Annotated in this window: 20 protein-coding genes; 7 read left to right on the top strand and 13 right to left on the bottom strand. The window is 73.6% G+C overall.

Annotated elements, in window-relative coordinates:
• Positions 1 to 2: 2 nt before the first annotated feature.
• The 3 genes from AMOR_RS27510 to lepA are packed head-to-tail and all read right to left on the bottom strand — an operon-like array spanning position 3 to position 3318.
• Entirely contained in the window at positions 3 to 473 is a 471-nt protein-coding gene (locus AMOR_RS27510) for a hypothetical protein (RefSeq protein ID WP_248356465.1), read from the bottom strand.
• A gap of 19 nt (positions 474 to 492) precedes the next feature.
• The gene (gene lepB, locus AMOR_RS27505) at positions 493 to 1506 is read right to left on the bottom strand and encodes a signal peptidase I (protein ID WP_248356463.1); all 1014 of its coding nucleotides are present in this window, start codon (positions 1504 to 1506) and stop codon (positions 493 to 495) included.
• A gap of 6 nt (positions 1507 to 1512) precedes the next feature.
• Positions 1513 to 3318 carry a translation elongation factor 4 gene (lepA, locus tag AMOR_RS27500; protein WP_248356462.1) on the bottom strand — a complete coding sequence of 602 codons (1806 nt, stop codon included), beginning with the start codon at positions 3316 to 3318 and terminating at the stop codon, positions 1513 to 1515.
• Positions 3319 to 3807: 489 nt separating this feature from the next.
• Here lepA and AMOR_RS27495 point away from each other — a divergent pair, with 489 nt between their 5' ends.
• Complete coding sequence (locus tag AMOR_RS27495; protein WP_248356452.1) at positions 3808 to 6576, top strand: vitamin B12-dependent ribonucleotide reductase; 2769 nt, start codon at positions 3808 to 3810, stop codon at positions 6574 to 6576.
• Positions 6577 to 6770: 194 nt separating this feature from the next.
• On the opposite strand, the gene AMOR_RS27490 is transcribed toward AMOR_RS27495, so the two are convergent.
• From AMOR_RS27490 to AMOR_RS27475, 4 genes are all read right to left on the bottom strand, one after another.
• Positions 6771 to 10172: an error-prone DNA polymerase gene (locus tag AMOR_RS27490; protein ID WP_248356442.1), complete on the bottom strand. Its 3402-nt coding sequence runs from the start codon at positions 10170 to 10172 to the stop codon at positions 6771 to 6773.
• A 2-nt stretch (positions 10173 to 10174) separates the two neighbouring features.
• Positions 10175 to 11776 carry a Y-family DNA polymerase gene (locus AMOR_RS27485; protein WP_248356440.1) on the bottom strand — a complete coding sequence of 534 codons (1602 nt, stop codon included), beginning with the start codon at positions 11774 to 11776 and terminating at the stop codon, positions 10175 to 10177.
• The gene (locus AMOR_RS27480; RefSeq protein WP_248356438.1) at positions 11766 to 12446 is read right to left on the bottom strand and encodes an ImuA family protein; all 681 of its coding nucleotides are present in this window, start codon (positions 12444 to 12446) and stop codon (positions 11766 to 11768) included. Before AMOR_RS27480 ends, AMOR_RS27485 begins: the two co-directional genes overlap by 11 nt.
• Before the next feature lie 165 nt (positions 12447 to 12611).
• A complete protein-coding gene (locus tag AMOR_RS27475; RefSeq protein WP_248356436.1) occupies positions 12612 to 13118 on the bottom strand; it encodes a hypothetical protein in 507 nt (168 codons plus the stop codon).
• Between the two features lie 43 nt (positions 13119 to 13161).
• Here AMOR_RS27475 and AMOR_RS27470 point away from each other — a divergent pair, with 43 nt between their 5' ends.
• Positions 13162 to 13617 carry a hypothetical protein gene (locus tag AMOR_RS27470; RefSeq protein WP_248356434.1) on the top strand — a complete coding sequence of 152 codons (456 nt, stop codon included), beginning with the start codon at positions 13162 to 13164 and terminating at the stop codon, positions 13615 to 13617.
• Positions 13618 to 13701: 84 nt separating this feature from the next.
• On the opposite strand, the gene trxA is transcribed toward AMOR_RS27470, so the two are convergent.
• From trxA to AMOR_RS27455, 3 genes are all read right to left on the bottom strand, one after another.
• Entirely contained in the window at positions 13702 to 14091 is a 390-nt protein-coding gene (gene trxA / locus AMOR_RS27465; protein WP_248356432.1) for a thioredoxin, read from the bottom strand.
• Positions 14092 to 14301: 210 nt separating this feature from the next.
• On the bottom strand, positions 14302 to 14859 hold the full coding sequence (locus tag AMOR_RS27460; protein ID WP_248356423.1) for a response regulator transcription factor: 558 nt from the start codon (positions 14857 to 14859) through the stop codon (positions 14302 to 14304).
• Positions 14856 to 16217, bottom strand: coding sequence for an ATP-binding protein (locus AMOR_RS27455; RefSeq protein WP_404800923.1), 1362 nt, complete (start codon positions 16215 to 16217; stop codon positions 14856 to 14858). Before AMOR_RS27455 ends, AMOR_RS27460 begins: the two co-directional genes overlap by 4 nt.
• A gap of 120 nt (positions 16218 to 16337) precedes the next feature.
• Here AMOR_RS27455 and AMOR_RS27450 point away from each other — a divergent pair, with 120 nt between their 5' ends.
• Both AMOR_RS27450 and AMOR_RS27445 read left to right on the top strand, forming a co-directional pair.
• Positions 16338 to 16634: a DciA family protein gene (locus AMOR_RS27450; RefSeq protein WP_248356421.1), complete on the top strand. Its 297-nt coding sequence runs from the start codon at positions 16338 to 16340 to the stop codon at positions 16632 to 16634.
• Between the two features lie 5 nt (positions 16635 to 16639).
• Complete coding sequence (locus tag AMOR_RS27445; protein WP_248356419.1) at positions 16640 to 18241, top strand: CAP domain-containing protein; 1602 nt, start codon at positions 16640 to 16642, stop codon at positions 18239 to 18241.
• Positions 18242 to 18257: 16 nt separating this feature from the next.
• Here the strand turns inward: AMOR_RS27445 and AMOR_RS27440 are convergent, their stop codons facing one another.
• Positions 18258 to 18482 carry a hypothetical protein gene (locus tag AMOR_RS27440; protein ID WP_248356417.1) on the bottom strand — a complete coding sequence of 75 codons (225 nt, stop codon included), beginning with the start codon at positions 18480 to 18482 and terminating at the stop codon, positions 18258 to 18260.
• Positions 18483 to 18747: 265 nt separating this feature from the next.
• Here AMOR_RS27440 and AMOR_RS27435 point away from each other — a divergent pair, with 265 nt between their 5' ends.
• Positions 18748 to 20964, top strand: coding sequence for a lytic transglycosylase domain-containing protein (locus AMOR_RS27435; RefSeq protein ID WP_248356416.1), 2217 nt, complete (start codon positions 18748 to 18750; stop codon positions 20962 to 20964).
• Here AMOR_RS27435 and AMOR_RS27430 read toward each other — a convergent pair.
• Positions 20961 to 21836 (bottom strand): ribonuclease D, encoded by an 876-nt coding sequence (locus AMOR_RS27430; protein WP_248356409.1) that lies wholly within the window; start codon positions 21834 to 21836, stop codon positions 20961 to 20963. The genes AMOR_RS27435 and AMOR_RS27430 overlap by 4 nt on opposite strands.
• Entirely contained in the window at positions 21833 to 22795 is a 963-nt protein-coding gene (locus AMOR_RS27425; protein ID WP_248356401.1) for a pseudouridine-5'-phosphate glycosidase, read from the bottom strand. The genes AMOR_RS27430 and AMOR_RS27425 overlap by 4 nt, the downstream gene beginning before the upstream one ends.
• Before the next feature lie 90 nt (positions 22796 to 22885).
• Between AMOR_RS27425 and AMOR_RS27420 the strand changes: the two genes are divergently transcribed.
• Together AMOR_RS27420 and AMOR_RS27415 are read left to right on the top strand one after the other, a co-directional pair.
• On the top strand, positions 22886 to 23656 hold the full coding sequence (locus AMOR_RS27420; RefSeq protein ID WP_248356399.1) for a lysophospholipid acyltransferase family protein: 771 nt from the start codon (positions 22886 to 22888) through the stop codon (positions 23654 to 23656).
• Between the two features lie 63 nt (positions 23657 to 23719).
• Positions 23720 to 24202: a hypothetical protein gene (locus AMOR_RS27415; RefSeq protein ID WP_248356397.1), complete on the top strand. Its 483-nt coding sequence runs from the start codon at positions 23720 to 23722 to the stop codon at positions 24200 to 24202.
• Position 24203: the final 1 nt, after the last annotated feature.

The raw sequence follows: 24203 nt of genomic DNA, 5'->3' as shown, positions 1-24203 counted from the left end.
CCCTATCGAGAAGGTCCCCAGTCCGGGATCGAGATGTCCTGGGTGAGGTCGATGGACACGAGCTTCTCGTCCTGCCGCTCGAGCCACGGGTACTCGACGCGCGCCGTGTAGTCGAACGCCACGTGGAGGGTGGGCGGCGTCGCGCGCGCGTCGCGCTCCCAGGTGATGTCGTTCGGGGTCACGTCCACCGCCGGTCGCGGCTTGCGCGTCCCGTCCTCGCCGGCGAGCTCCACCGTGCCGAGGGACCGGAGCTTGCGGACCATGTTCTCGACGAGCATCCGGTCGGCCCTGTTCTTGACCGCCTGGTTCATGAAGTCCCGGACGACCTGCTCCGCCTGGAACTTGTAGATGTAGACGGGAATCCAGACCCAGCCCATGTACCCGCCCCCTCCGACAGCGAGGATGAGGAAGACGGTGACCCAGGTGATCTGCCCGCGCGCGGCGCGGGGCCGGGACGGCAGAGGGCGGCGCATCGGGGGCAGTATGTAGCAGCTACTCGATGCGTTTGAAAAGCCGCTCGAGACGGACGCCGGCGCCGCGGCGGAACGACAGGCCGCCATCGCCCCAGCTCCAGAAGACGACCGCGGCGCGCCCGCGGATGTGGCCGAACGGCACCTGCCATCCGCCGGACCTGCGGCTGTCCGACGAGAGGTCGCGGTTGTCGCCCATCACGAACACGTGCCCGGGCTTCACCACCTCGAACGGCCCCTCGCGCGCGGAGAGGCGGACGTGCCGGCACTGGAGCACGTCGTAGCTGGCGACCCCCGCGGCCGCGGCCACCTGCCACGTCCAGCCGGCGTCGGCGCTCGCCATCGCGGGCAGCGCGCCCTTCGCGAGGGCCTCCCGGTACCGCCGGCACGACTCCGGGACCACGGTCCCCGTGTCCTCGTTCCGCTCGGAGTAGGCGAAGTCGCCCCGGGGCGTCCTGGGCTGCTGGACGCCGTTCACGTACAGCACCTCGTCCCGGAGCTCCACCACGTCGCCCGGGATGCCGATGACGCGCTTCACGTAGTTGCTCGAGGGCTCGCGGGGGCTCTGGAAGACGATCACGTCCCCGCGCCGCGGCGTGCCGGTGTCCACGACGCGAACGCTCGTGAACGGGATGCGCACCGCGTAGGCGGTCTTCGACACGAAGATGAAGTCGCCGGCGATCAGCGTCGGCGCCATGGACCCGGAGGGGATCCGGAAGGCGTCCAGCACGAACGCGCGGACGAGGAGCGCGAACACGACCGCGGCGAGGGTCGACTCCGCGTACTCGCGCCACGGCGACTTCACGCGCCGCGCGAGGTGGGCCTCCCAGAGCGCGTCGAGGTGCCGGAGCGCGGCCGACAGCCGATCGGCGTCGTCGGCGTCTGCGGCCGCGTCCACCTCGTCCGCGGCGGCGTCGACCGTCGTCCGATCGTCGCCGAGCGCGCGCGCGTGGCGCCGGGCCAGGCGTCGCGCCTCCCGCGCGAACCGGCGCGCGTCGGCGCGCGCCCGCTCGAGCCGGCGGACGGGATCGGCCACCCCGGGCTACCCCTCCACCTTCAGCACGGCGAGGAAGGCCTCCTGCGGGATCTCGACCGACCCCACCTGCTTCATCCGCTTCTTGCCCTCCTTCTGCTTCTCGAGGAGCTTCCGCTTGCGGCTGATGTCGCCGCCGTAGCACTTCGCGAGCACGTTCTTGCGGTAGGCCTTCACGGTCTCGCGCGAGATGATCTTCGCGCCGATCGCGGCCTGGATCGCGACCTCGTACATCTGCTTCGGGATGACCTCGCGGAGCTTCTGGCAGAGATCGCGGCCGCGCTGGTACGCGTGCTCGCGGTGGACGATCACGGAGAGCGCGTCCACCGGCTCGCCGTTGATGAGGATGTCGAGCTTCACGAGGTCGGCCTCCTCGTAGCCCTTGAGCTCGTAGTCGAGCGACGCGTAGCCGCGCGAGACGCTCTTCAGCTTGTCGAAGAAGTCGAACACGACCTCGGCGAGCGGGATGTCGTAGGTGATCTGGACCCGCTTCGTGCCGATGTACTTCATGTCGCGCTGGATGCCGCGCCGGTCCTGGCAGAGCTTGAGGATCGCGCCGACGTCCTCGGTGCGCGCGTGGATGTGGCAGGTGAGGTGCGGCTCCTCCATCTTCGCGATCTTCTGCACCGGCGGGAGCTTCGCGGGATTGTCGATCTCCTCGACCTTCCCCTGCGTGTCCGTGACCCGGTAGACGACCGACGGCGCCGTCGTGATGAGCGTGAGGTTGTACTCGCGCTCGAGCCGCTCCTGGACGATCTCCATGTGCAGGAGGCCGAGATAGCCGCAGCGGTACCCGAAGCCGAGCGCCTGCGAGGTCTCGGGCTCGTAGGTGAACGCGGAGTCGTTGAGCCGGAGCTTCTCGAGCGCGTCGCGGAGCTGCTCGTAGTCGGCGGCGTCGACCGGGAAGACGCCGCTGAACACCATCGGCTTCACGACCTTGAAGTCCGGGAAAGGCTCCGCCGTCGGGCGGCGCGCCTCGGTGATGGTGTCGCCCACCTTCGCGTCGTGGACGTCCTTCACGTTCGCGACGCAGATGCCGACCTCGCCCGCCTGGAGCTCCTGCACGGGCGTGGCGAACGGGGCGAAGTACCCGAGCTCCTGGACCTGGAACTCCTTGCCGTTGGACCAGAGCCGGATGTCCTGCTTCGGCCGGATCGTGCCCTCGAACACGCGCACGAGCATGACGACGCCGCGGTAGGAATCGTACCAGGAGTCGAACACGATCGCCTTGAGAGGCGCGTCGGGATCACCCTCGGGCGGCGGCACCTTCTTCACGATCTGCTCGAGGATGTCCCCGATGCCGATCCCCTCCTTCGCGGACGCCGGGACCGCTTCGGACGCGTCGAGGCCGATGACGTCCTCGATCTCGCGCCGCACCTCGTCCACGTTCGCGGAGGGCAGGTCGATCTTGTTGATGACCGGGATGATCTCGAGGTCGTGGTCGAGCGCCTGGTAGACGTTCGCGAGCGTCTGCGCCTCCACGCCCTGCGTCGCGTCCACGACGAGGATCGCGCCCTCGCACGCGGCGAGGGAGCGCGACACCTCGTACGCGAAGTCCACGTGACCCGGGGTGTCGATGAGGTTGAGCTCGTAGTCCTTTCCGTCCTTCGCGCGGTACTTCATGCGGACGGTCTGGGCCTTGATGGTGATCCCCCGCTCGCGCTCGAGGTCCATGTTGTCGAGGAACTGCGCCTGGGCCTCGCGCTTGGTCACCGTTCCGGTGTGCTCGAGGAGGCGGTCGGCGAGCGTCGACTTCCCATGATCGATGTGCGCGATGATGGAGAAGTTGCGGATGTGCGTGTTCTTTTCGGCCATCGGAGCGTGAGGCTTCTAACATGCGCCGCGCGGGGCGGCTACGCCGCGGGCCGCCGGCCGCGTGCCACCGGCGATACCGACCGGAATCGTCCCTGATGGGGTAAGGGGGTCGTGATCAAGCCCGATCACCCTAAAGACACCCCAGAATTATCCGTATGTTGTGTTGCCATACGTGTACGCCACAATATGTTGTGGTCACGCGTTGACACCAGGCACTCGGCTGGTAGAGTGCATCTTCGCGGCACGGCGACGTGCAGCGGGAGGTCGGGCGGGATGGGCGGGTCGGGCGAAAGGATCTCGGGGGATTTCAGGACTTTGCCGGCGTGGCAGGGGGGCGCCGGCCCAATGTCAGATCGATTCGGTAACACCTCCGGCAACTAACGCGAGCCGGCCGGGGGCACGTGCGAGCGGACGCGCGATATCGCGCGCCCGAAGGGGATGGTGTTTGCCACGGCGCGGCCAAGGGCCCACGGGGCGGAGGGTCGTTCGATGATGGAGCGTGAAGTCACGGGACAGAAGGCGCGCGCCGCGAAGGCGTCCAAGAAGCTCGCGAAGAAGGGCCTCGCGGTGGAGCGGTACTTCACCACCCGCGGTGTCGACCCGGCCGACGAGGTCGCCTGGGAGACCCGCACCGCCCAGATCACCGGCGAGGGTGGCGCGGTCATCTTCGAGCAGAAGGACGTCGAGGTCCCGAAGAGCTGGTCGCTCCTAGCGACCAACGTCGTCGCCTCCAAGTACTTCCGCGGTTCGCTCGGATCCCCCACCCGCGAGCGCTCCGTCCGCCAGCTCGTGTCGCGCGTCGTGAAGACCATCGCGCTCTGGGGACGGAAGGACGGCTACTTCGGGACGGAGGAGGACGCGCACGCCTTCGAGGCCGAGCTCGCGCACCTCGTCTACCGCCAGAAGATGAGCTTCAACTCCCCGGTGTGGTTCAACGTCGGGGTCGAGGAGCATCCGCAGTGCTCGGCGTGCTTCATCAACGCCGTCGGCGACTCGATGGACTCGATCCTGAAGCTCGCCCACACCGAGGGCATGCTCTTCAAGTACGGGTCGGGCGCGGGCTCGAACCTCTCGAAGATCCGCTCCTCGAAGGAGCGGCTCTCCGGCGGCGGAGAGGCCTCTGGCCCCGTCTCGTTCATGCGTGGGTTCGACGCGTTCGCCGGCGTCATCAAGTCCGGCGGGAAGACCCGCCGCGCCGCGAAGATGGTGATCCTCGACGCCGATCACCCCGACGTCGTCGAGTTCGTCTCCTGCAAGGCCGACGAGGAGAAGAAGGCCTGGGCGCTCATCGAGGCCGGCTACGACGGCGGCTTCAACGTCAAGGGCGGCGCGTACGACTCCGTCTTCTTCCAGAACGCGAACCACTCGATCCGGGTCACCGACGCGTTCATGCGTGCCGTGCTCGAGGACCGCGAGTGGCAGCTCACGGCGCGGACCGACGGGAAGGCGCTCGAGACCATCCGCGCCCGCGAGCTCATGAAGCGGATCACCGAGGCCGCCTGGACCTGCGGCGACCCGGGCATGCAGTTCGACACGACGATCAACGCCTGGCACACCTGCCCGAGCTCCGATCGCATCAACGCGTCGAACCCGTGCTCGGAGTACATGTTTCTCGACGACTCCGCCTGCAACCTCGCGTCGCTGAACCTGATGCACTTCCGGTCCATCGACGGTGGGTTCGACATCGACTCGTTCCGGCACGCGGTCGACCTCACCGTGCTCGCGCAGGAGATCCTCGTCTCCAACGCGAAGTACCCGACGCAGGCCATCGGCAAGAACAGCGAGGACTACCGGCCGCTCGGGCTCGGCTACGCGAACCTCGGCGCGCTCCTCATGGCGAGCGGGCTCCCGTACGACTCCGACGGCGGCCGGGCCGCCGCCGCCGCGATCACGGCGCTCATGACGGGCGAGGCGTACGCCATGAGCGCGCGCATCGCGGAGCGGATGGGGCCGTTCGCGGGGTACGAGCGGAACCGCGACCCGTTCCTCGGCGTGATCCGCAAGCACGCGCAGCACGTGGAGCGGATCGACCCGACCCTCGTCGAGGCCGATCTCCTCTCCGCCGCGCGCGACGCCTGGGGCGAGGCCCTGCACCAGGGCTCCGAGACCGGCTACCGGAACGCACAGGTCACCGTCCTCGCGCCGACCGGCACCATCGGCTTCATGATGGACTGCGACACGACCGGCATCGAGCCGGACATCGCGCTGGTCAAGTACAAGAAGCTGGTCGGCGGCGGCGTCCTCAAGATCGTGAACAACACGGTCCCGCTCGCGCTCCAGAAGCTCGGCTACTCCGCCGACGCGATCACCACCGCGCTCCAGTTCATCGACGAGATGGAGACCATCGAGGGCGCGCCGGCCGTGAAGGCCGAGCACCTCCCCGTCTTCGACTGTGCGTTCAAGGCCCGCAACGGCACCCGCTCCATCCACTACATGGGCCACATCCGCATGATGGGCGCGGTGCAGCCCTTCCTCTCGGGTGCGATCTCGAAGACCGTCAACATGCCGACGTCCGCGACGGCCGAGGACATCGAGACGGCCTACGTCGAGTCGTGGAAGCTCGGCCTGAAGGCCGTCGCCATCTACCGCGACGGCTGCAAGCGGAGCCAGCCGCTCAACACGAGCAAGGAGGAGGAGGCGAAGCTCGACCCGGAGACCGAGGCCCGCCTCGCCCGCCGCCGGCTGCCGGACGAGCGCCGCTCGATCACGCACAAGTTCTCGATCGGCGGCCACGAGGGCTACATGACCGTCGGCATGTACGACGACGGGACGCCCGGCGAGCTCTTCGTGACGATGGCGAAGGAGGGCTCGGTGGTGTCGGGCCTCATGGACAGCTTCGCGACCAGCGTCTCGATGGCGCTCCAGTACGGCGTGCCGCTCAAGATCCTCTGCGACAAGTTCAGCCACACCCGCTACGAGCCGTCCGGCTTCACCGGGAACCCGGACATCCCGATCGCCAAGTCGATCACGGACTACATCTTCCGCTGGCTCTCGCTCAAGTTCCTCCCGAGCGAGGATGGGACGAAGCAGCCCGCGCTCCTCAACCCGGGCGAGGCGCCGAACCAGCGCGCCACCGGGCAGGTCGTGCTGCCCCTCCCCCTCCCGGAGAAGTCGTCGAGCTCGACCTCGAACGGCGTGAACGGGACGCACGTGACCGACTCCGACGCGCCGCCCTGCCCGACCTGCGGGTCCATCACCGTCCGGAACGGGGCCTGCTACAAGTGCGTGAACTGCGGCTCGACGACGGGCTGCAGCTAGCGGGATGCCTCGGGCCGGCGAGCGCGCCGCGCCGGCTACGATCATCGTGAAGAGCGAACGCCCGGGACGGCTCGTCCCGGGCGTTCCCCTTTCCGGCGCCCCGCGCCCCGGGCGGGGCCGCCGCCTCTCCCGCGGCGTCGAGCGGGGGGGCCGGAGGCGCTGCCGCGAGGGCCCCGGGCGCGCGCCGCGCGTGGTCAGTGAAAGTCCCGTGCGCGGTTCCCGACGGCGGGCGCGAGCGCGAGCGGCGCCACCGAGTCCACCCGGACGTTCACGACCTTTCCGCTCCGCTCGACCCGCCCGCGCGCGAGCAGGAACGGCGAGCCGCGCACCACCGGCCGGAACCGCTCGTACACGTCCGGCATCACGACCAGGTTCGCGATCCCGGTCTCGTCCTCGAGCGAGACGAAGACGATCCCCGCGGCCGTCTCCGGCCGCTGCCGGACGATGACGAGCCCGGCCACCTCGACCGGCGACCGGTCCGGCAACCGCACGAGCTCGCGCGCCGTCCGGATGCGGCCGCTGCCGAGGCCGGGGCGCATGACCGCCATCGGATGGCCGCGCACCGAGAGGCCGGTCGTGGCGAAGTCCGCGGAGACCTCCTCCGCGGCAGTCGCGGCGGGGAGCACCGGCGGCGGCTCCGGAGGGGCCAGCCCGGCGAACAGGTCGCCGCCGTCAGCCTCGACGCCGAGGCTCCGCCAGATCGCGTCCCGGCGATCCGGGGCGAGGGCGCCGAGCGCGCCCGCCTCCGCGAGCCGGACGAGCCACGCGCGGGAGAGGCGCGCGCGGCGGACCAGATCGGCGAGCGACGCGAACGGCGCCGCCGCCCGCGCGGCGAGCACCGCGTCCCCGACCCCCCGCGGCAGCCCTCGGATGGCGTGCAGCCCGACCCGGAGCACCGGCGCCTCGCCCGGCGCGCAGGCCCGCCCCGGCGTGGGCCCCTCGAGCCCGCTCTCCCAGCCGCTCGCGCCGACGTCGACGCCGCGGACCTCGACGCCGTGCCGCTTCGCGTCCTCGACGAGCGTGTGCGGCGCGTAGAACCCCATCGGCTGGCTGTTCAGGAGGGCGCAGGCGAACGCGGCGGGGTGGTACCGCTTCAGCCAGGCCGAGGCGTAGACGAGGAGCGCGAACGACGCCGCGTGCGACTCCGGGAAGCCGTACCCGGCGAACCCGAGCAGCTGCTTGAAGATCTGCTCGGCATCGGCCCCGGAGATGCTCCGCTCGGCCATCCCGGCGACGAGCCGCGCCTTCATCGCGGCGAGCTTCTCGTGCGACCGGCGGTGCGTCATCACGCGGCGGAGCTCGTCGGCCTCGCCCGGAGTGAACCCCGCCGCGACGACCGCGAGCCGCATCGCCTGCTCCTGGAACAGCGGCACGCCCAGGGTCTTCGCGAGGACCGGCTCGAGCGGCGCGTACGGGTAGCGAACCTGCTCCTTGCCGTCGCGGCGACGGAGGTACGGGTGGACCATCCCGCCCTGGATCGGTCCGGGCCGGATGATGGCGACCGAGATCACGAGGTCGTAGAAGTTCCGGGGCTTGAGCCGCGGCGCGAGCGACATCTGCGCCCGCGACTCCACCTGGAAGACGCCGATCGAGTCCGCCTGGCAGAGCATGTCGTAGACGGCGGGGTCCTCCGCCGGGATGGTGGCGAGCGAGTCCGGGTGCGGCACCGCCGTCGGCGACGCGGGCGCGGGGCGGTGGCGCGCGAGGAGCGCGAGGTTCCGCGAGAGCGCGGTCAGCATGCCGAGGCCGAGGAGGTCGACCTTCAGGAGATCCAGCTCCGCGAGGTCGTCCTTGTCCCACTGCACGATGGTGCGCCCCGGCATCGCGGCGGGCTCGATGGGCACCGTCTCGCAGAGGGGCCGGCGCGTCACCACGAAGCCGCCCACGTGGATCGAGAGGTGGCGGGGGAAGCCTTGCAGCTCGCGGGCGAGCTCGAGCGTCAGCCGCACCCGCTCCGACGCGGCGCCGTCCAGGCCGGCGTGGGCGAGGATCTCCGGCCCGACCTGCGCGAGGTCCTCGTAGGCGCCCACGAGCTTCGCGAGCCGGTCCACCTGCGCGAGCGACAGCCCGAGCGCCTTCCCGACGTCGCGCAGCGCGGACTTCCCGCGGTACGTGATCACCTCGCACACCATGCCGGCGCGCTCCCGCCCGTACCGCTCGTAGACGTACTGGATCACCTCCTCGCGCCGCTCGTGCTCGAAGTCCACGTCGATGTCCGGCGGCTCGCCGCGCTCGGCGGAGATGAAGCGCTCGAAGAGGAGTCCCATCCGCACCGGGTCGATCGAGGTGATCCCGAGGACGTAGCAGACGGCCGAGTTCGCCGCGCTGCCGCGGCCCTGGCAGAGGATCCCGCGCGACCGGGCGAACCGGACGATGTCCCAGACGGTGAGGAAGTAGCTCGCGTACCCGAGCGCATCGACGAGGTCGAGCTCCTTCGCGAGCTGACGGCGCACGTCCTCCGGCGGCTCCCCGCCGTACCGCCACCGCGCCCCCTCCCGCACCAGCTCGCGGAGCAAGGCCATCCCGGTGACCGCCGTCTCGCTCGCCGTGGCGTCGGGGTGCGCCTCGCCCAGCTTCACCCCGTCCACCACCGCGTCCCTGGTCGACTCCGGGCCCACGGCCGCGCCCCCGGGCTCCTCCGTCGCCGCCGCGGGCGCGATCGTCGTCCGGAGCCGGTGGTTCGGGGTGGGCGCCGCCTCCCGCGCCGCCTGCGCCGGGCTCGACGTCGCGACGCCCGCGGTGGCGGCGAGCGCGCGCCGGTCCAGCACCACGGGGGGCAGCGGGTGCTCGCCGCGGATCTCCTCCATCCGGAAGCGGCACTGGTCCGCGATCTCGGCGGCGGCCTCCAGGCCCTCCGGGAAGTCGCTCCAGAGCCGCAGCATCTCTTCCGGCCCCTTCAGCGTCCGCTCCGCGTTCGGGAACAGCCGCCGGCCCGCCTTCTCCACGGTGGTCCCGTGGCGCACGCAGGTGAGGACGTCCTGCAGCACCTGCCGGCGGCGCTCGTGGGTGTGCACCTCGTTCGTGACCGCGACCGGGATTCCCAGCCGGCGGCCGGCCGCGCGCGCCGCGAGCACGCGCGCCTCCTCGCCGGCGACGCGGTGCCGGGACACCGCGAGCGCGACGCGGCGGCCGAACGCGTCCTTGAGCCGCCCCGCGGCGTCACCGTCCGCGCCGGGGTAGAGCGCGAAGAGCCCCCGGGACCGGTCCGCCAGGACCTCGAGCGGCACCTCCACGGCGTCCTTCTCGCGCCGGTCCGGTGCGCCGGTCCAGCCCTCGCCGCAGTGGGCGCGGGTGGTGAGGCGGCAGAGGCTCGCGTACCCCTCGCGGTCCAGCGCGAGCAGCACCAGCCGCGACGCCCGGCCGGGCACGAGCCCCGAGACGACGAGCTCGGCGCCGACGACCAGCGGCAGTCCCTGCCGCTTCGCCTCCGCGTGCGCGCGGACGATGCCGTACAACCCGTTCACGTCCGCGAGGGCGAGCGCCGAGAGGCCGAGCTCGGCGGCGCGGCCGACCAGCTCCTCCGGCTGGCTCGCGCCCTCGAGGAAGGAGAAGCAGGACTTCGCCCGGAGCTCGGCGTATCGCGCGGACGAGGCCATGGTCAGTCGAAGAACCCGTGCAGGTAGAGCCGCCCGTCGGCGCCGTCCCGGTACACCCAGCAGTCGCCGAGCCCGTCGAGCCGCACGCGGTAGTAGTCGCGGTCGAACGCGCCCGCCCACCACTCGCCCCGGAGGCGCTCCGGGCCGTCGAACGCGAGCACCGCCCGGTCGCGGCCGCCGACGCGCAGCGCCGTCAGCCGTCCGCCCTCCCCCTCCGCGACGACGAGCTGCGGCGCCGCGAGCAGCCGGGTCGGCCGGGTCGGCCGGGGCGCCGGCGCGGACGGCCCGGTGTCGTCGCGCGCGAGCCCATTCCCGCGCCGCTCCGCGGGGCGGAACGGCACGGCGCGGTAGGCGCCCTCCGGCCGGTACCGCTCGACCGGCTCCGCCGCGAACAGCGCCCCGTCCCCGAGCCGCACCGCGAGCCGCGTGAGGACGCCCTCGAGCGCGGCGACCGCCTCCGGCCGATCGCCGAACGCGAGCTGCTCCGCGGCCACGACCGCCACCTCGACCGCGACGAGGCGGAGCGCGATCACCGCCGCCGGCAGCCGCATCGCGAAGAGGTGCTCCTTCATCGGCACGAGCCACCGGCCGGCGGAGGCCGACGGCTGCGCGAGCGGGACGAGGATCCGCTCCTCGCCGCGCGGGTCGAGCTTCAGGACCAGCTTCAGCCGGCTCGCGCCGAGGCCGCGCCCGGCCAGGCGCGCCGCCACGCGATCCGCGAGCCGCTTCAGCGCGAACAGGAGCGGCTCCGCGGTCTCCGCCGGAGCCTCGAGCTCGACGCCCTCCTCCGGGAGCGTCGCGGGGACGTACGGGACGAGCGGCGAGTCGTCCTCGCCGCGCGCGAGGCGCGCCGCGGCCGTCCCCTCCGCGCCGAACCGGTGCGCGAGCGTCCCCGCCGGGAGCCGCGCGAGGGCGCCAGCGTCGGAGACCCCGAGGGCGGCGAGGCGCGCGGCGACCGCGGGTGGCAGGCCGAGCGCGGTCACCGGGAGGTGTGCCAGCGCCCGCGCCGTCGCCGCCTGCGGCACCCGGATCACCCGGCCCGCGCCCACCTCCGCGGTCGCGGCGGCGAGCGCCCGCGTCGGCCCGCGGCCGGTCGCGATCACCGCCCGCGCGGCGTAGCCCATGTCCGCCGCGACCACGACCGCTCGCTCCGCGAGCACCTGCTCGCCCGCCGCCGTGCCGTCCGCCTCGTCCATGCCGGCCTCGCCGCTCGCTCCGCGGGCGGTGCCCGGCGCTGCCGGGCGCGGCGCGAGGAGATGGGCGGCGCCGGCGTCGAGCAGCAGGACGTCCGGAGCGGAGACCTCGACCGCTGGAGCGAGCGCGAGGAGCGCCTCGGCGAGCGCCTGGAGCGCGCTCCGCTCAGCGGCCCGATCGCGCGCGACTCCCTCGATCCGACCGCACGCGGCGAGCGCCTCCGCGGCCGTCGCCCCGGGGCGAACGCCCGACGCGCGCGCGGCCGCGTCGCAGCAGACCACGCGGCCGTCCTCCATGATCGCGATCGGCCGATCGCCGGGTAGTGACTCCCGCGTCCGCTGCAGCCGCTGCAGCGGGAACTCCGGCAGGTGGAGCGCGAGGACGCGCGGAGCGGAGCGGTCACGCTGCATGCCCGCCCCCGCCCGCGCGGCGCACGAAGCGCTCCACGCCGTCCGCGGGCACGCCGAACGTCCGCGAGGCGACGATCCGCCCCGCGTCCGTCGAGAGCTCGAGCCTCAGCGCCGCCGGGATCCGTATCGCCGCCCCCGGGCCGGCGAGCCAGAGCCCGACCGCCCCGCCCTTCTCCGCCGCCCCCTGGAGCCGCCGCGCGACCGCGTCTGCCCCGCGCGCGAGCCGCCCCGCCGGCGCATCCACCGCCACGGCCGCGAACGCGCCAGACGCGAGGAGCGCCTCCGCCGCCCAGAGCACCGCGGCGAGGGATCGCTCCGGATCCGCCGCGGTCGGGCCTGCCGTCGGGCGGACGAGCAGGAGGCGGCCGAGATCGACGCCGAGCGCCGCGGCCGCCGGGGGATACAGCTCGCCGCGCGAGTCGATCCATGCGAACAGGTCCTCGGCACCGAGCGCCGAGAAGAGGGACAGCACGACGGCGGTCTTCCCGCTCGCCGGCCCGCCCGCGAGCTCGGTGAGCGCGCCCCTCGGGAAACCCCCTCCCGGCAAGACGCGGTCGATCTCCGGCCGGCCGCACGCGACGCATCCATCACGCCGCGACGGCCTCCGCTCGATCTTCCGGATCGCGTCGCGCAGCTCCGCGAGGACGACATGGCGCTCCCTGGATTCCATCCGCCGGCTCCGGCCTCACGATAACTGCTCGGCCGTTCAGGTAGCAAGCCGGTCTGACAACCGACCCGCCGAGCGAGCCCGTCGCGCGATGCCCCTCGCGCGAGGGCACGCCCCGCAGCGCGCGGAACCCTCGGGGGCCGCCACTGCCCTGGCGGGAGCGGGTCACTACCGTATTGAAGCCAACACGCACGAGCCGCGGCCTCGCAGCCGGGCTTCCAACGAAAACCGACGGACCGATTCAGGGGAGGATGGAATGAGGTATTTCGGATGGGGTACGGCGGCCAGCCTCGCGATGGCTGGGCTGCTCGTCGCGGCGCCGCCGGCGCACGCGCAATCGGGAACGGGGTCCTCGACATCGGGCCAGACGTCCACCGACAAGATGGGCGGCTCCGGCAGCAGCACCTCGACGTCTCCCGACGCGGGCTCCTCTTCGAGCTCGAAGTACGGCACCGGCGCCGGCTCGACCAGCCCGGACACGACCTCGCCGGGCTCGAGCAGCTCGACGAAGACGGACGACTCGAGCCGCGGATCGATGGGCTCGAGCAGCGGGACGATGGGTGGCACCGGCAGCGGCGCGGCGTCGAGCGACACGTCGACGGGCTCCGCCGCGGGGACGAGCGACAGCACCGGCGCGAAGACCGGTTCGATGGGCAAGACCGGCTCGAGCGACATGGGGACCGGCTCCTCCGGCGCGTCCGCCTCCAAGAGTGGTGAGATGGGCTCGAGCTCCGCGACGAGCCAGCAGCTCACCGGCACGGTCAAGAAGTTCGACAAGGACTCGAAGGAGCTGACGCTCTCCGACTCCGACAAGAAGCTCCGCGTCAGCGACGACACGCAGATCATGAAGGACGGGCAGCAGGGCTCGATCAGCGACATCAAGGAAGGCGACCAGGTCCGCGCGAGCTACTCGGGCACCGGAGACACGCTGCAGGTGAACCGGCTCGAGGTCATGTCCTCCGGCGCGACGGGAACCGAGAAGTCGACCGGCACCACCACCAAGAAGAAGGCGAAGAAGCACTCCACCTCCTCGGGCACGTCGGGGACGACGTCGGGCTCGAAGTCCGACACGACCGGCTCGTCGGCCGGCTCGACGGACACGACGATGGGCGGCAGCTCCGGCGCGGCCGGCAGCTCGACCGGAGGCTCGACGACGGACACCGGAACCAAGTAGGGGCGGCGCGCAACACGACCGCTGGAACGACGAAGGGCGGGCGGCGCGAGCCACCCGCCCTTCGCTCTTCTTCGCGCGCACTGCCTATGACGCCTCGGCGGTCTTCTCCTGCGCCGCGATGTCCGCCCGGACCTTGTCCATGTCGAGCGCGCGGACCTGGCGGATGAGATCCTCGAGCCCGGCCTCCGGCAGCGCGCCGGCCTGCGAGAAGAGCAGCACGCGATCGCGCAGGATCATCAGCGTCGGGATGGAGCGGATCTCGAACGAGCCCGCGAGGTCGGGCTCCGCCTCGGTGTTCACCTTCGCGAACGTGATGTCGGGGTGCTTCTTCGCGACCTTCTCGTACGTGGGAGCGAACATCCGGCAGGGGCCGCACCACGGCGCCCACCAGTCGATGAGGACGATCCCGTCCTTCTCCACGACCTGCTTGAAGTTCTGCGGGTTGATCTCGACCGTGGTCGTCGCTTCGCCCATGTCTCTCGTTCCCTCGAGGCGCCCGCCGTCCATCGGCGTGCCGCGCCCGGTTCACTTAGTCGAGACCCTCGCCCGGCGAAAAGGATTCGTCCCGCGCGGGGCGGAGCGGCGGAGGTGGAGATCTTCGGCGCCAACACGAGCACAGCCGGCCGCGCGGCGACCCCGGCGGGGGCGCGCGGCTGGCAGGCCGGCTGACGGAGCGGCGAGCGATCAGCGCGCCGGCGGGTACTTGTGGAGCTTGCGCTGCAGCGATCGACGGTGGATCCCGAGGCGGCGCGCCGCCTCCGAGATGTTCCCGCCGCAGTCCGTCAGCACCCGCTGGATGTGCTCCCACTCCGCCCGCGCGAGCGAGGGCGTCTCGATGCCCTTCTCCTTCGCGGTGTTCGTGCCGTTCAGCGCGGCGAGGATCTCGTCAGCGTCGGCGGGCTTCGGCAGGTAGCCGACCGCGCCCTCGCGGACCGCCTCGACCGCCGTCGAGATGCTCCCGTAGCCCGTCAGCATGAGCACGCGGGTGGACGGGTCCTGCTTGCGGAGCTCGCGCAGGATCTCGAGGCCCGAGCCGCCCGGCATGCGCAGGTCGAGCACCGCCATCTCGGGCGACTCGCGCGTCGCCTCGCGCATCGCCTCGTCGGCGCTGCCGGCCGTCCGCACCTCGTAGCCCCGCGCGCGGATCGCGGTAGCGAGGCGCTCGCGCAGCACCTCGTCATCGTCGACGAGCAGGATGCTCGGCAGGGTCTCGTGAGTCACTTCGGACGTCGTCGTCGTCATGCGGTCCTCCTGTCGCCAGCGGTGCTCGCCGGCAGGTCGATGCGTGCCTCCGTCCCCTCCCCCGGGGTGGAGGTGATGTGAAACTCGCCGCCGAGATTCTCGGCCAGCGCCCGGGTGAGGAAGAGGCCCAGCCCCATGCCCTCCCCCGGAACCTTCGTGGTGAAGAACGGCTCCCCGACGCGGGAGAGCACCTCCGGCGTCATCCCCCGACCGCGGTCCACCACCGCGAGCCGGATGTATTCGCCCGATGGGAACGCGCGGAAGTCCACCGTCTCGCCCGGCGAGGACGCCTGCAGCGCGTTCTTGAGCAATCCTCTGAGTGCATCCGCGAGCCCGCGCGGCGGACCGGACAGCACCGCTTCCCCGGCGTCGTCCGCGACCTGCACGTTCACGCGCTCGCGCCCGTTCAGCCCCTCGAGCGCGGCGCCGATCCAGTCCCGGACCGGCAGCATCGCGATGGGCTCGCCGACGTTCTCGCCGGCGTTGACGGACATGCGGTCCAGGATCTCCCGGCACCGCGCGACCTGCTCGCGCACGAGCGTGAGATCGTACCGGACCTCCTGGGACGCGTCCTCGGGCAGCGAGCGCTGGAGCTCCTTCGCGACGATCGCGATCGTCGCGAGCGGCGTCGAGAGCTCGTGCGCCGCGCCCGCCGCGAGCGTCGCGAGCGACGCGAGCTTCTCCCGGCGCTGGGCGCGGCCGCGCGCGGTCTGCAGCTCCCGCTCGCGATCCCCGAGCGCCCGCGTGACGCGCTGGACGAAGAAGACCACGAACACGGCGGCGAGCGCGAACGCGACCCACATGCCCCGCAGGTGCGCCGCCATCATCTGCGCGTGATCCATGGTCGAGCGGATGTGGTGGCTCGGCCCGAAGAACTTTTCGTGGACGAAGAGCGAGCCGAAGCCCGCGAGGCTCGCGCCCATGAGCAGCCACGACCAGCGCGGCGGGAGCAGCACGGCCGCGAGCGCGACGTTCACGAGGTAGAGCGTCGAGAACGGGTTGGAGGCGCCGCCGGTGAGATCGAGCAGGACCGTGAGGACCACCGCGTCGAGCAGCATGACGACCGCGATGGCGCCGTCCGTCACGTGCGCCCGCCTGGCCCATGCGCCGAGCGCCACGTTGCCTGCGACCTCCAGCCCGAGCAGGACGATCAGCGTGATCACGGGCAGGCCGATGTGCGTCCAGGCTGCCGCCCCCGTGATGATGACCCCCTGGCCGAGAATCGCCCACCAGTGAAGCTGGACGAGCCAGGAAAGGTTCAGGCGCCCGCGCTGCTCGCGGCCGATCGCGCGACCGGCTGATGCAGGCGTGTGGGCCTGTGCGGGTGACTCACCCGCGACCGTCGAGATGAAAGACACGAACGTCGCCCCCGGAACGGGAGAGACGTTAGCACAGCGCCGCACCCCGGCGGCAGGCGCGACCCGTTGTCGCAGTCGGTCTTGACGCGTGTGCCGGTGCCCCCTTAGGTTCCGCCGCCGATGAGAGGCCGCCGGAAGACCGCCGCCGCAGCGCTCGCCGAGATCCTCGGGCGGCGACCGGAGGCGCAGGCGCCGGCGCTCGCGGCCGCCTTCGCGGACGCCTGCGGGCCGCGGCTGGCGCGCGAGGCGTCCATGCGCGGCCTCATGCGCGACGGCCGCCTGCTGGTCCTCGTCCGGTCCGATGCCTGGGCCGCGCAGCTCGTCGCGAACGAGGCGATGGTGTGCGACCGGGTCAACGCCCGGCTCGGACGGAAGATCGCGCTCGGGCTCGACGTCCGCGTGGATCCGCCGCGGTGAGACCCGTGTCGCCCGCGGCTCGATCGCTCGCTGCAGCGATCGCGCTCTGCTGCGGGTGCGCGCGCGCTTCCGCTGCACGCGCCTCCGCCCCGGCGACGCCCGCCACCCTCGACGAGCGTTCCCCCGCAGCCCCTCCGGCCGCCGCCGCCCCCCGCTACGGAGAGGAGCCGACGGTCGCGCTCGCGCCGGTGGAGTCGGCGGCGCTCGACGCCGTCCGCGAGCGGCTCGCCGCGTCTGGTCGACCGCCCCGTCCGTCCGGGGCGCTCGCGCTCGCCGCGCGCGCGCTGGCCCGGCGCGCCGCGGAGGGCGTGGCCGAACCCATCGGACCCGCCGGGCGCCGCGCCGCGATGGCGGACGGCCTCGCCTACGACCCCGCGCCCGCCGCGTTCCTCGTGCGGGGACGGGCGGACGGGTTGCCGGCGGCGCTCGCCGACGCGGTCACCGGCGTGACCGCGAGCCACGTGGGGGTCGGCGCCGCGGAGGTGGACGGCTCGACCGTCCTCGTGCTGCTGGCCTCCGTCCGGAAGGCGCGGCTCTCGCCCTTCCCGCGGTCCGTCGCGCCGGGCGCGACGGTGACGCTGTCCGGCGCGCTCGAGGGCGGTCTGCGGCGCGCGCGCGTCTTCGCGACGCTCCCGTCGGGCGACGTCCGGGAGCTGGACGCGAGCGGCGACGCCGCGTTCCGGGCGCCCGTGACGTTCTCGGCCGCGGGCCGCTGGGTACTCGAGGTCGTCGCCGACGGGCGAGGCGGCCCGGAGGTCGCGGCGCTCCTCGCGGTGGACGCGGGAGCGACCGCGGCGGCCGGTCCGGCTCTGCGCGCTGCCGCGCCCGGGGAGGTCGCAGGGGACGCCGACGCGGAGGCGGCGGTGATCCGCGCGCTGAACGCCCTCCGGGCTGCGCACGGGCTTTCTCCGGTCCGGAGCGCGCCCGCGCTCGCCGCCGCGGCACGCCGGCACAGCGACCGCATGCGCGACGCCGGGCGCATCGCGCACGTGCTCCCCGGCTCGGGCGAGCTGTCGGACCGGCTCCGCGCCGCGTCCGTCCCGTACCGGCGCGCGTACGAGAACGTCGCGCGCGGCGGGACCGCGCTCGCGGCGCACGAGGCGGCCGAGGAGAGCCCCGCGCACCGCGGGAACATGCTGCAGCCCCGCGCGACGCGCGTCGGGGTGGGGATCGCGCGCGGGCAGCTGCCTTCGGGCGGTCCCGCGGTCTACCTCACGGAGATCCTGGTCGAGCCGCCGGACGACGGCGCGGACAGCCCGCTCCGCCCGGCGGCGCGCATTCGCGACGCGCTCTGGCGCGAGCGCGCTCGCCTCGGCCAGGCGCCGCTCACCGCGGACGACGCCCTCGACGCGCTCGCGGCGGCGGCGGCGGAGGACATGCGGGCGCGCGACGCGACGGACCCCGGCGATCTCGACGCGCGTGCGCTCGCGCTCCGCAGGACGCTCGCGGCGGTGGATGTCTTCGTGGCGAGCGCGCCGGAGGACGCGGTCCGCTCGGCGAACCTGAGGGATCGGCGGTTCCGGCGAGTAGGCGTCGGCGTGGCGACCGGCGACAGCCGCCGGTTCGGCCCCGGCCGGCTGTTCATCGCGGTGATCTACACGGACTGACGGGTGCGCGCGCGCGTCATACGAGGCGTCGCTGCGTCGCGTAGCTCTCGATCCCGCCCTCGACCTCCGGCTCGTCCGCGTGGAGCGGGCAACGCGTGCACGTCCAGCTGTTCCAGCCCTTCTTCACCGCCTCGTCGAGGCAGCTGTCGTAGAAGTTGCAGAACAGGTTGCGGTGTCCCTCGACACCGCGATCCGGGTTGATGGGCGCGGTGAGCTCCGTGGGACAAGGCTTGGCGAGCACGATGGACTCCTCCGGATGGCAGAGCCATCCAAAGCGGCGCGACGGTACGTCGTGGCCCCCTCCCGTCGTGACCCGGCCCCCTCTCCGAAGCCCGGCCAGCCGCCCAGCAATGTTGAGAATGCAAAAGCGTACGTCCGGCCGCCTGGACGGCTGGAGAACGCGGGCTATATCGCGCCCCCGAATGCACCGAGTCAAGGCCCCCACCCCCCTCGTTGGGTTACCCTCTCCCAAGCGCGTGGAAAGCTCCGTCCCAGCCCGGGTTTGTGTGCCGCGGCGCACCGTCGCGGCGGTCGCTGCGGTGCTCTGCGTGGCGGCATTGGCGCCGCGCGCGGCGCACGCAGCGTCGACCCCGCTCTGCGACTGGCTCTCGGGGATCGGCGACGCTGCCCAGAGCCTCGCCGCGGGTCGCGCGAGCGCGTCGGAGGCGGCCGCGCGGAGGGCGCTCGTCGCGCGTCCGCGCGGGGCCGCGGGCGCGCGCGCGTCCGCCGCGCTCGGGCTCGCGCTCGCCGCCCGCGGCGAGTCGGCAGAGGCCGCGGCGTCGCTCGAGGTCGCGCTCGCGCCGCCGACGGCGCCGGCGCGCGCACACCTCGCATACGCGCGCGGCGAGGCGCTCCTGGCGGCGGGCGACACGCCCGCGGCGGCGCGCCTCTTCGAGGAAGCAGCGCGCCCGACCGACCTCGCGCTCGCCGCCCGCGCGCGCCTCCGCGAGGCCCAGGCGCTGCTCGCGACCGGGCTCGCCGCGGAGGCGGTGCCCGTCCTCGACGCGCTGCTCCGGACCTCCACCTCGCCGGACGCGCCCACGGCGTCCGCGGCGCGGCTCGCCCTGGCGCGCGCGCGCCGCGCGGTGGGAGACGACGCCGGCGCGGTGGACACGTTCCGGGCCCTCTGGCTCGAGGCCGACCTTCCCGAGGCGCAGCCCGCCGGCGACGCGCTCGCGTCCTGGCGCTCGGCGGGTGGTCCCGTGCCTCAGCCGACGGCCTCCGACGAGCTCACCCGCGCCGATCGGCTCCTCGCCGCGGGGCGCCCCGAGGCGGCGCTCGCGGCGATCGCCGCCGCGGCGGACGCGGAGGTGGGCGAGGTCGCGCCGGTGCGGGGCCGGATCGAGGTCTTCCGCGCCGCCGCCCTCCTCGCGCTGGGCCGGTACGCCGACGCGGAGCAGCTCGCAGCGCCCTTCGCCGACGCCGACGACCTCTGCGTCCGGCGGACGTCGCGGTGGGTCCTCGCCAGGGTCGCCGCGCGCGCCGGCCGCCTCGACGAGGCGAGCCGGCGCTACGCGGAGGTGGCGGCGCTGTCCGCGCCCGTCGCGGGCCTTCCGGAGTGGAGGCAGCGCGACCTCTCCGACGAGTCCGCATTCCTCGCGGCCTGGCTGTACTACGACGCCGGCGCGTTCGAGCGGGCCGCGATCGCGCTCGAGGCGTTCGCGCGGGCGAACCGGCGATCGCGCCGCGCCGAGGACGCGCTCTGGTTCGCGGCGTGGTCGCGGTACCGCCTGGGCCACGCAGCGGAGGCGTCGCGCGCGCTCGCGAAGCTCGCGCGCGGCCCGCTCGGCGACGCGGCCGCGTACTGGCAGGCGCGGCTCGACCCGAGCCCGGCACGCCAGAAGGCGCTCTACCGCGTCGCGCTCGCACGCGCCGGTGACGGCTGGTACGGGCTGCTCGCCCGCGCCCGCCTGGCGGCGCTGGGGGCGCCCGCGCCGCGCCCGGCGCGCCCTCCGGCGCGGCCGCTGCCCGAGGCGGCCGATCCCGGCGCGTCCGTGAAGCTGTCCGTCGCGGTCGAGCTGCTCGGGCTCGGGCTCGAGGACGCCGCCCTCGAGGAGCTGCGGGACCTCGCCCGGTCCGCGGCGGTCCGGCCGGCGGCGCCGCTCGTGGCGCAGCTCGCGGCGTTCACCGGCGATGCCGAGCTGCCCTTCCGGATCGCGCGCGACCACCTCGCGCCGACGCGGCGCGCGCTCCGCTGGGGACACCCCGAGGCGCTCCCTTCCGTGCTGCCCGCCCGCGCCCGGGCGTTCGGGCTCGACGCGACGCTCCTCCTCGCGATCATGCGCCGCGAGTCGAGCTTCCGGCGCGAGGCCCGCAGCGGCGCCGGCGCCGAGGGGCTCCTGCAGCTCCGCCCCGCGACCGCCGAGCGGCTGGGCGCGATGCTCGGCGTCTCGTCCGGCGTCGGCTCCCGGCTCGCCGAGCCCGAGGTCAGCGTGGCCGTCGGGGCGCACTATCTCGCGCTGCTCCAGGAGCGGTTCCAGGACCCCGCGGTCGCGCTCGCCGCCTACAACGCCGGGCCGCGCGCGGCCGCGGAGTGGGCCAGCGCGCGCGCCGGGATGCCGCTCGACGCCTGGGTCGAGTCGATCCCGTACCGGGAGACCCGGCAGTACGTGAAGATCGTCCTGTCGGACTGGGACGTCTACCGCGCGCTCGCCGGCGAGCCCGCGGCCCCGGTGGACCCCCTCCACCCCGTCGCGGCGCCGCCCTTCGGCGTGGCGTTCTAGGCGTCCGGCGCGGCGCTCTTCACGGCTGCGAGGATCGCGTCGCCCATCCGGCGGAGCACGGAAGGCGTGAGGCCGGGGAAGCCCGTCAGCTCGTCGGCCGAGCGCGGGCGGCGGCGCGCGATGTCGATCATCGTCTGCTCGCCGAGCACCTTGAACGGAGGCCGATCGCTCGCGCGTGCGCGGTCCTCGCGCGCGAGGTAGAGGGCCTTCAGGACGTCCCGGCCCGCGGGATCGAGGTCGCGGGCCCCCCGGATGCGACGCCACCCCTCCGGATCGAACACGCGCTCGCGCGGCTCGACCGAGGCGATGCGGTCGAACTCGCGCCGCGCCTCGTCGGCTACGCCGCGCGCGTCGAGCTCGCCGGCGAGCAGATCGCGGAGCGGGAGGAGGTAGCGGGTGTCGAGCGAGGCGTACGCCAGCTGCTCGCGCGTCAGCGGGCGGCGGCCCCAGTCCGACTTCTGGAACGTCTTCGAGAGGCGAACCCCGAACTGGGCCTCGACGAGCGCCGAGAGGCCGAGCTGCTCGCGCCCGAGCCGCCGCGCGGCCGCGAACGTGTCGAAGAGGCGCGGCAGCCGCCACCCGTACTCGCGCTTCAGGCAGCGGACGTCATAGTCCGCTCCGTGCAGGACGGTCTCGCGTCCGTCGGAGAGCACCGGCCCGAGCGGGCGGACGTCGACGGCGAGCGGGTCGACGACGAAGTGCTGGGAGCGCGTCGAGAGCTGCACGAGGCAGACGCGTTCCCGGTACACGTGGAAGCTGTTCGATTCGGTGTCGACGGCGACCACCGGCTCGTCGCGCAGCGCCTCGAGGAGGCGGGCGAGGGCTTCGGGATCGGCGACGAAGATGGGAAGGGCGTCCGGCGGCGGCGTCATGCGGGAGGTGATTGTAGCGCAGGGGCGCCGCCGCGGGCCGCGGAGAGCGCCACGGCGACCTCTCCCGCGACGCCCGCGTTCCGCTCGAGCAGCGCCAGGTTCGCCTCCCGCGCCCGGCCGTGCGTCGCGCGGGCGACCGCCTCGAGCAGGAACGGGGTCACCGCCTTCCCCCGGACACCGCGCTCCCGCGCCTGGCCGAGCGCCGCGAGCACCGCCGTCTCGACCACCTCGCGAGGCACCGGATCCGGCGGGGGCACGAGGAGGAGCACGCCCTCGCCACGCCCGAGCGCGTCCCACTGGAGCCGCAGCACGCGCGCGGCGCCCGCGGCGTCCTCGACGCGGTGCTCGAGGGCGACGCCGCTCGCGTCCGCGTAGAAGGCCGGCAGCTCGCTCGTGCGGAACCCGAGCAGCGGGACGCCCAGCGTCTCGAGCGCCTCGGCGGTAGCCGGGAGATCGAGGATGGCCTTCGGGCCCGCCGAGACCACGCACACCCGCGCCCGCGCGATCTCGGCGAGATCGGCCGACACGTCCGCCGCGCCCGAGGGGGGCTCGGCAGGGTCCACCCGATGCACGCCTCCGATGCCGCCGGTCGCGAAGATGGCGATCCCGGCGCGCGTCGCGATGGCGGCGGTGGCGGAGACCGTGGTCCCCGCGTCCAGGCCGGCGGCGAGGAGCGCGGCGAGGTCCCGCGCGCCCGCCTTGGCCGGCCGCCGCCCGGGATCGGCGAGCCGCGCGAGCTCCGGCTCGGACGCGCCGACGACGATCTCGCCCCCGAGCACCGCCACCGCCGCCGGGACGGCGCCGGACCGCCGCACCGCGGCCGCGCACCGCATTGCAGCATCGAGGTTGTGAGGAGGCGGGAGGCCCTGCGCGACGACGCTGGTCTCGAGCGCGACGACGGGCCCGCCCCGTCCGAGCGCCTCCCGGACCTCGTCGGAGTACCGCAGCGGAGTCTTCATGGATCCCTTCCAGATGGGCGGGTCGCTGCCCTCCCCGTGCTATATACGACTCCAGCGGGGCGCATCGCTCCACCCATCGTCAAGGACCCCTTGCGCGCGCGGATCCGCGGCTACGCCGTCCTCCTCTACGGCGGCCTCACCATGGTGCTCTTCTTCCTGGTGAGCCTGCCCGTGATGATCGTCACGGGCTCCGGTGACTTCCCCATCTGGCTCGCGCGCTTCGCGTGGGCGCCGTCCGCCCTGTGGGTCGCCGGGACCCGCGTCGAGGAGCGCGACCGCCCCAACCTCCCGGACGGCCCGCTCATCTTCGCCTCGAACCACGAGAGCGCGCTCGACATCTGGGTGCTGCTCTCGATCGTTCCGCGCAGCATCCGGTTCGTCGCGAAGCAGGAGCTGTTCCGGATCCCCATCTTCGGAACGTACATGCGGCTCGGCGGGCACATCCCCGTCGACCGGGGGCACCACGCGCGCGCCGTGGCGTCGCTCCGGCGCGCGGGCGAGGCGGTGCGAGGCGGGATCTCCCTCATCGTCTTCCCGGAGGGGACGCGCTCGCTGGACGGGCGCGTCCAACCGTTCAAGAAGGGGCCGTTCGTCGTCGCGATGGAGGCCGGCGTGCCGGTCGTCCCGGTCGCGATCTCCGGGACCGGTCTCATCACGCCGAAGAAGGTCATCGCGGTGACGCCAGGCACGGCGCGCGTCGCGTTCGGCGAGCCGGTCGATCCGCGGACGTTCCCCGACAAGAATGCGCTGCTCACGGAGGTCCGCCGGCGCGTCATCGCGCTGCATCGCACGATGGGCGGCGCCGGAGGCGACGAGACGCGCGCCATCGCGGCGGCCGGCGTCGAGGGCGCGGGAGCATAGGGTGCGCGCGAAGCATCTCCGGTGCTTGTCGCGCCCGGCACCCGGGCGGTACGCTCTCGCGGCATGAAGGAGCCCGTCCGCCCCGACCCGCTCGCCGCGGCCCAGCGCGTGAAGGACCTCGCGCGCGATCTCGCGCGCGACCTCGCGCAGGACGTCGCCGACGGCTACCGGAAGTCGACCCGGTTCTTCCGCTTGCGGGCCGCCGTGGTCGGCACCTGGTTCTGTCTGTCTGCCCTCACCCTCTGGCTGGCGTGCCCCTCCAGCGGGAACGCGCTCGGTGCCGAGGTCACGGTCTCGTTCGAAGATCCTCTCCAGACCTACGTCCTCGTCGCGAACACGTCCGCGGACATCTGGACCGACGTGATCCTCACGCTCGACGGAGAGTGGAGCTACGAGAAGAAGACGGTGCGAGACGGCGAGCGCATCGTGGTCGCCACCGCGAAGTTCACGCGCGACGGCGCCGCGGCTGCCGGCGACATGAAGCCGAAGACCCTCACGATCCGCTGCGAGCAGGGCAAGGTGACGACCCGGCTCGCCACGAGGTGAA

The organism is Anaeromyxobacter oryzae (assembly GCF_023169945.1).
In the GTDB taxonomy this organism is placed as follows: domain Bacteria; phylum Myxococcota; class Myxococcia; order Myxococcales; family Anaeromyxobacteraceae; genus Anaeromyxobacter; species Anaeromyxobacter oryzae.
This window is presented reverse-complemented; position numbering and strand designations above follow the sequence as displayed.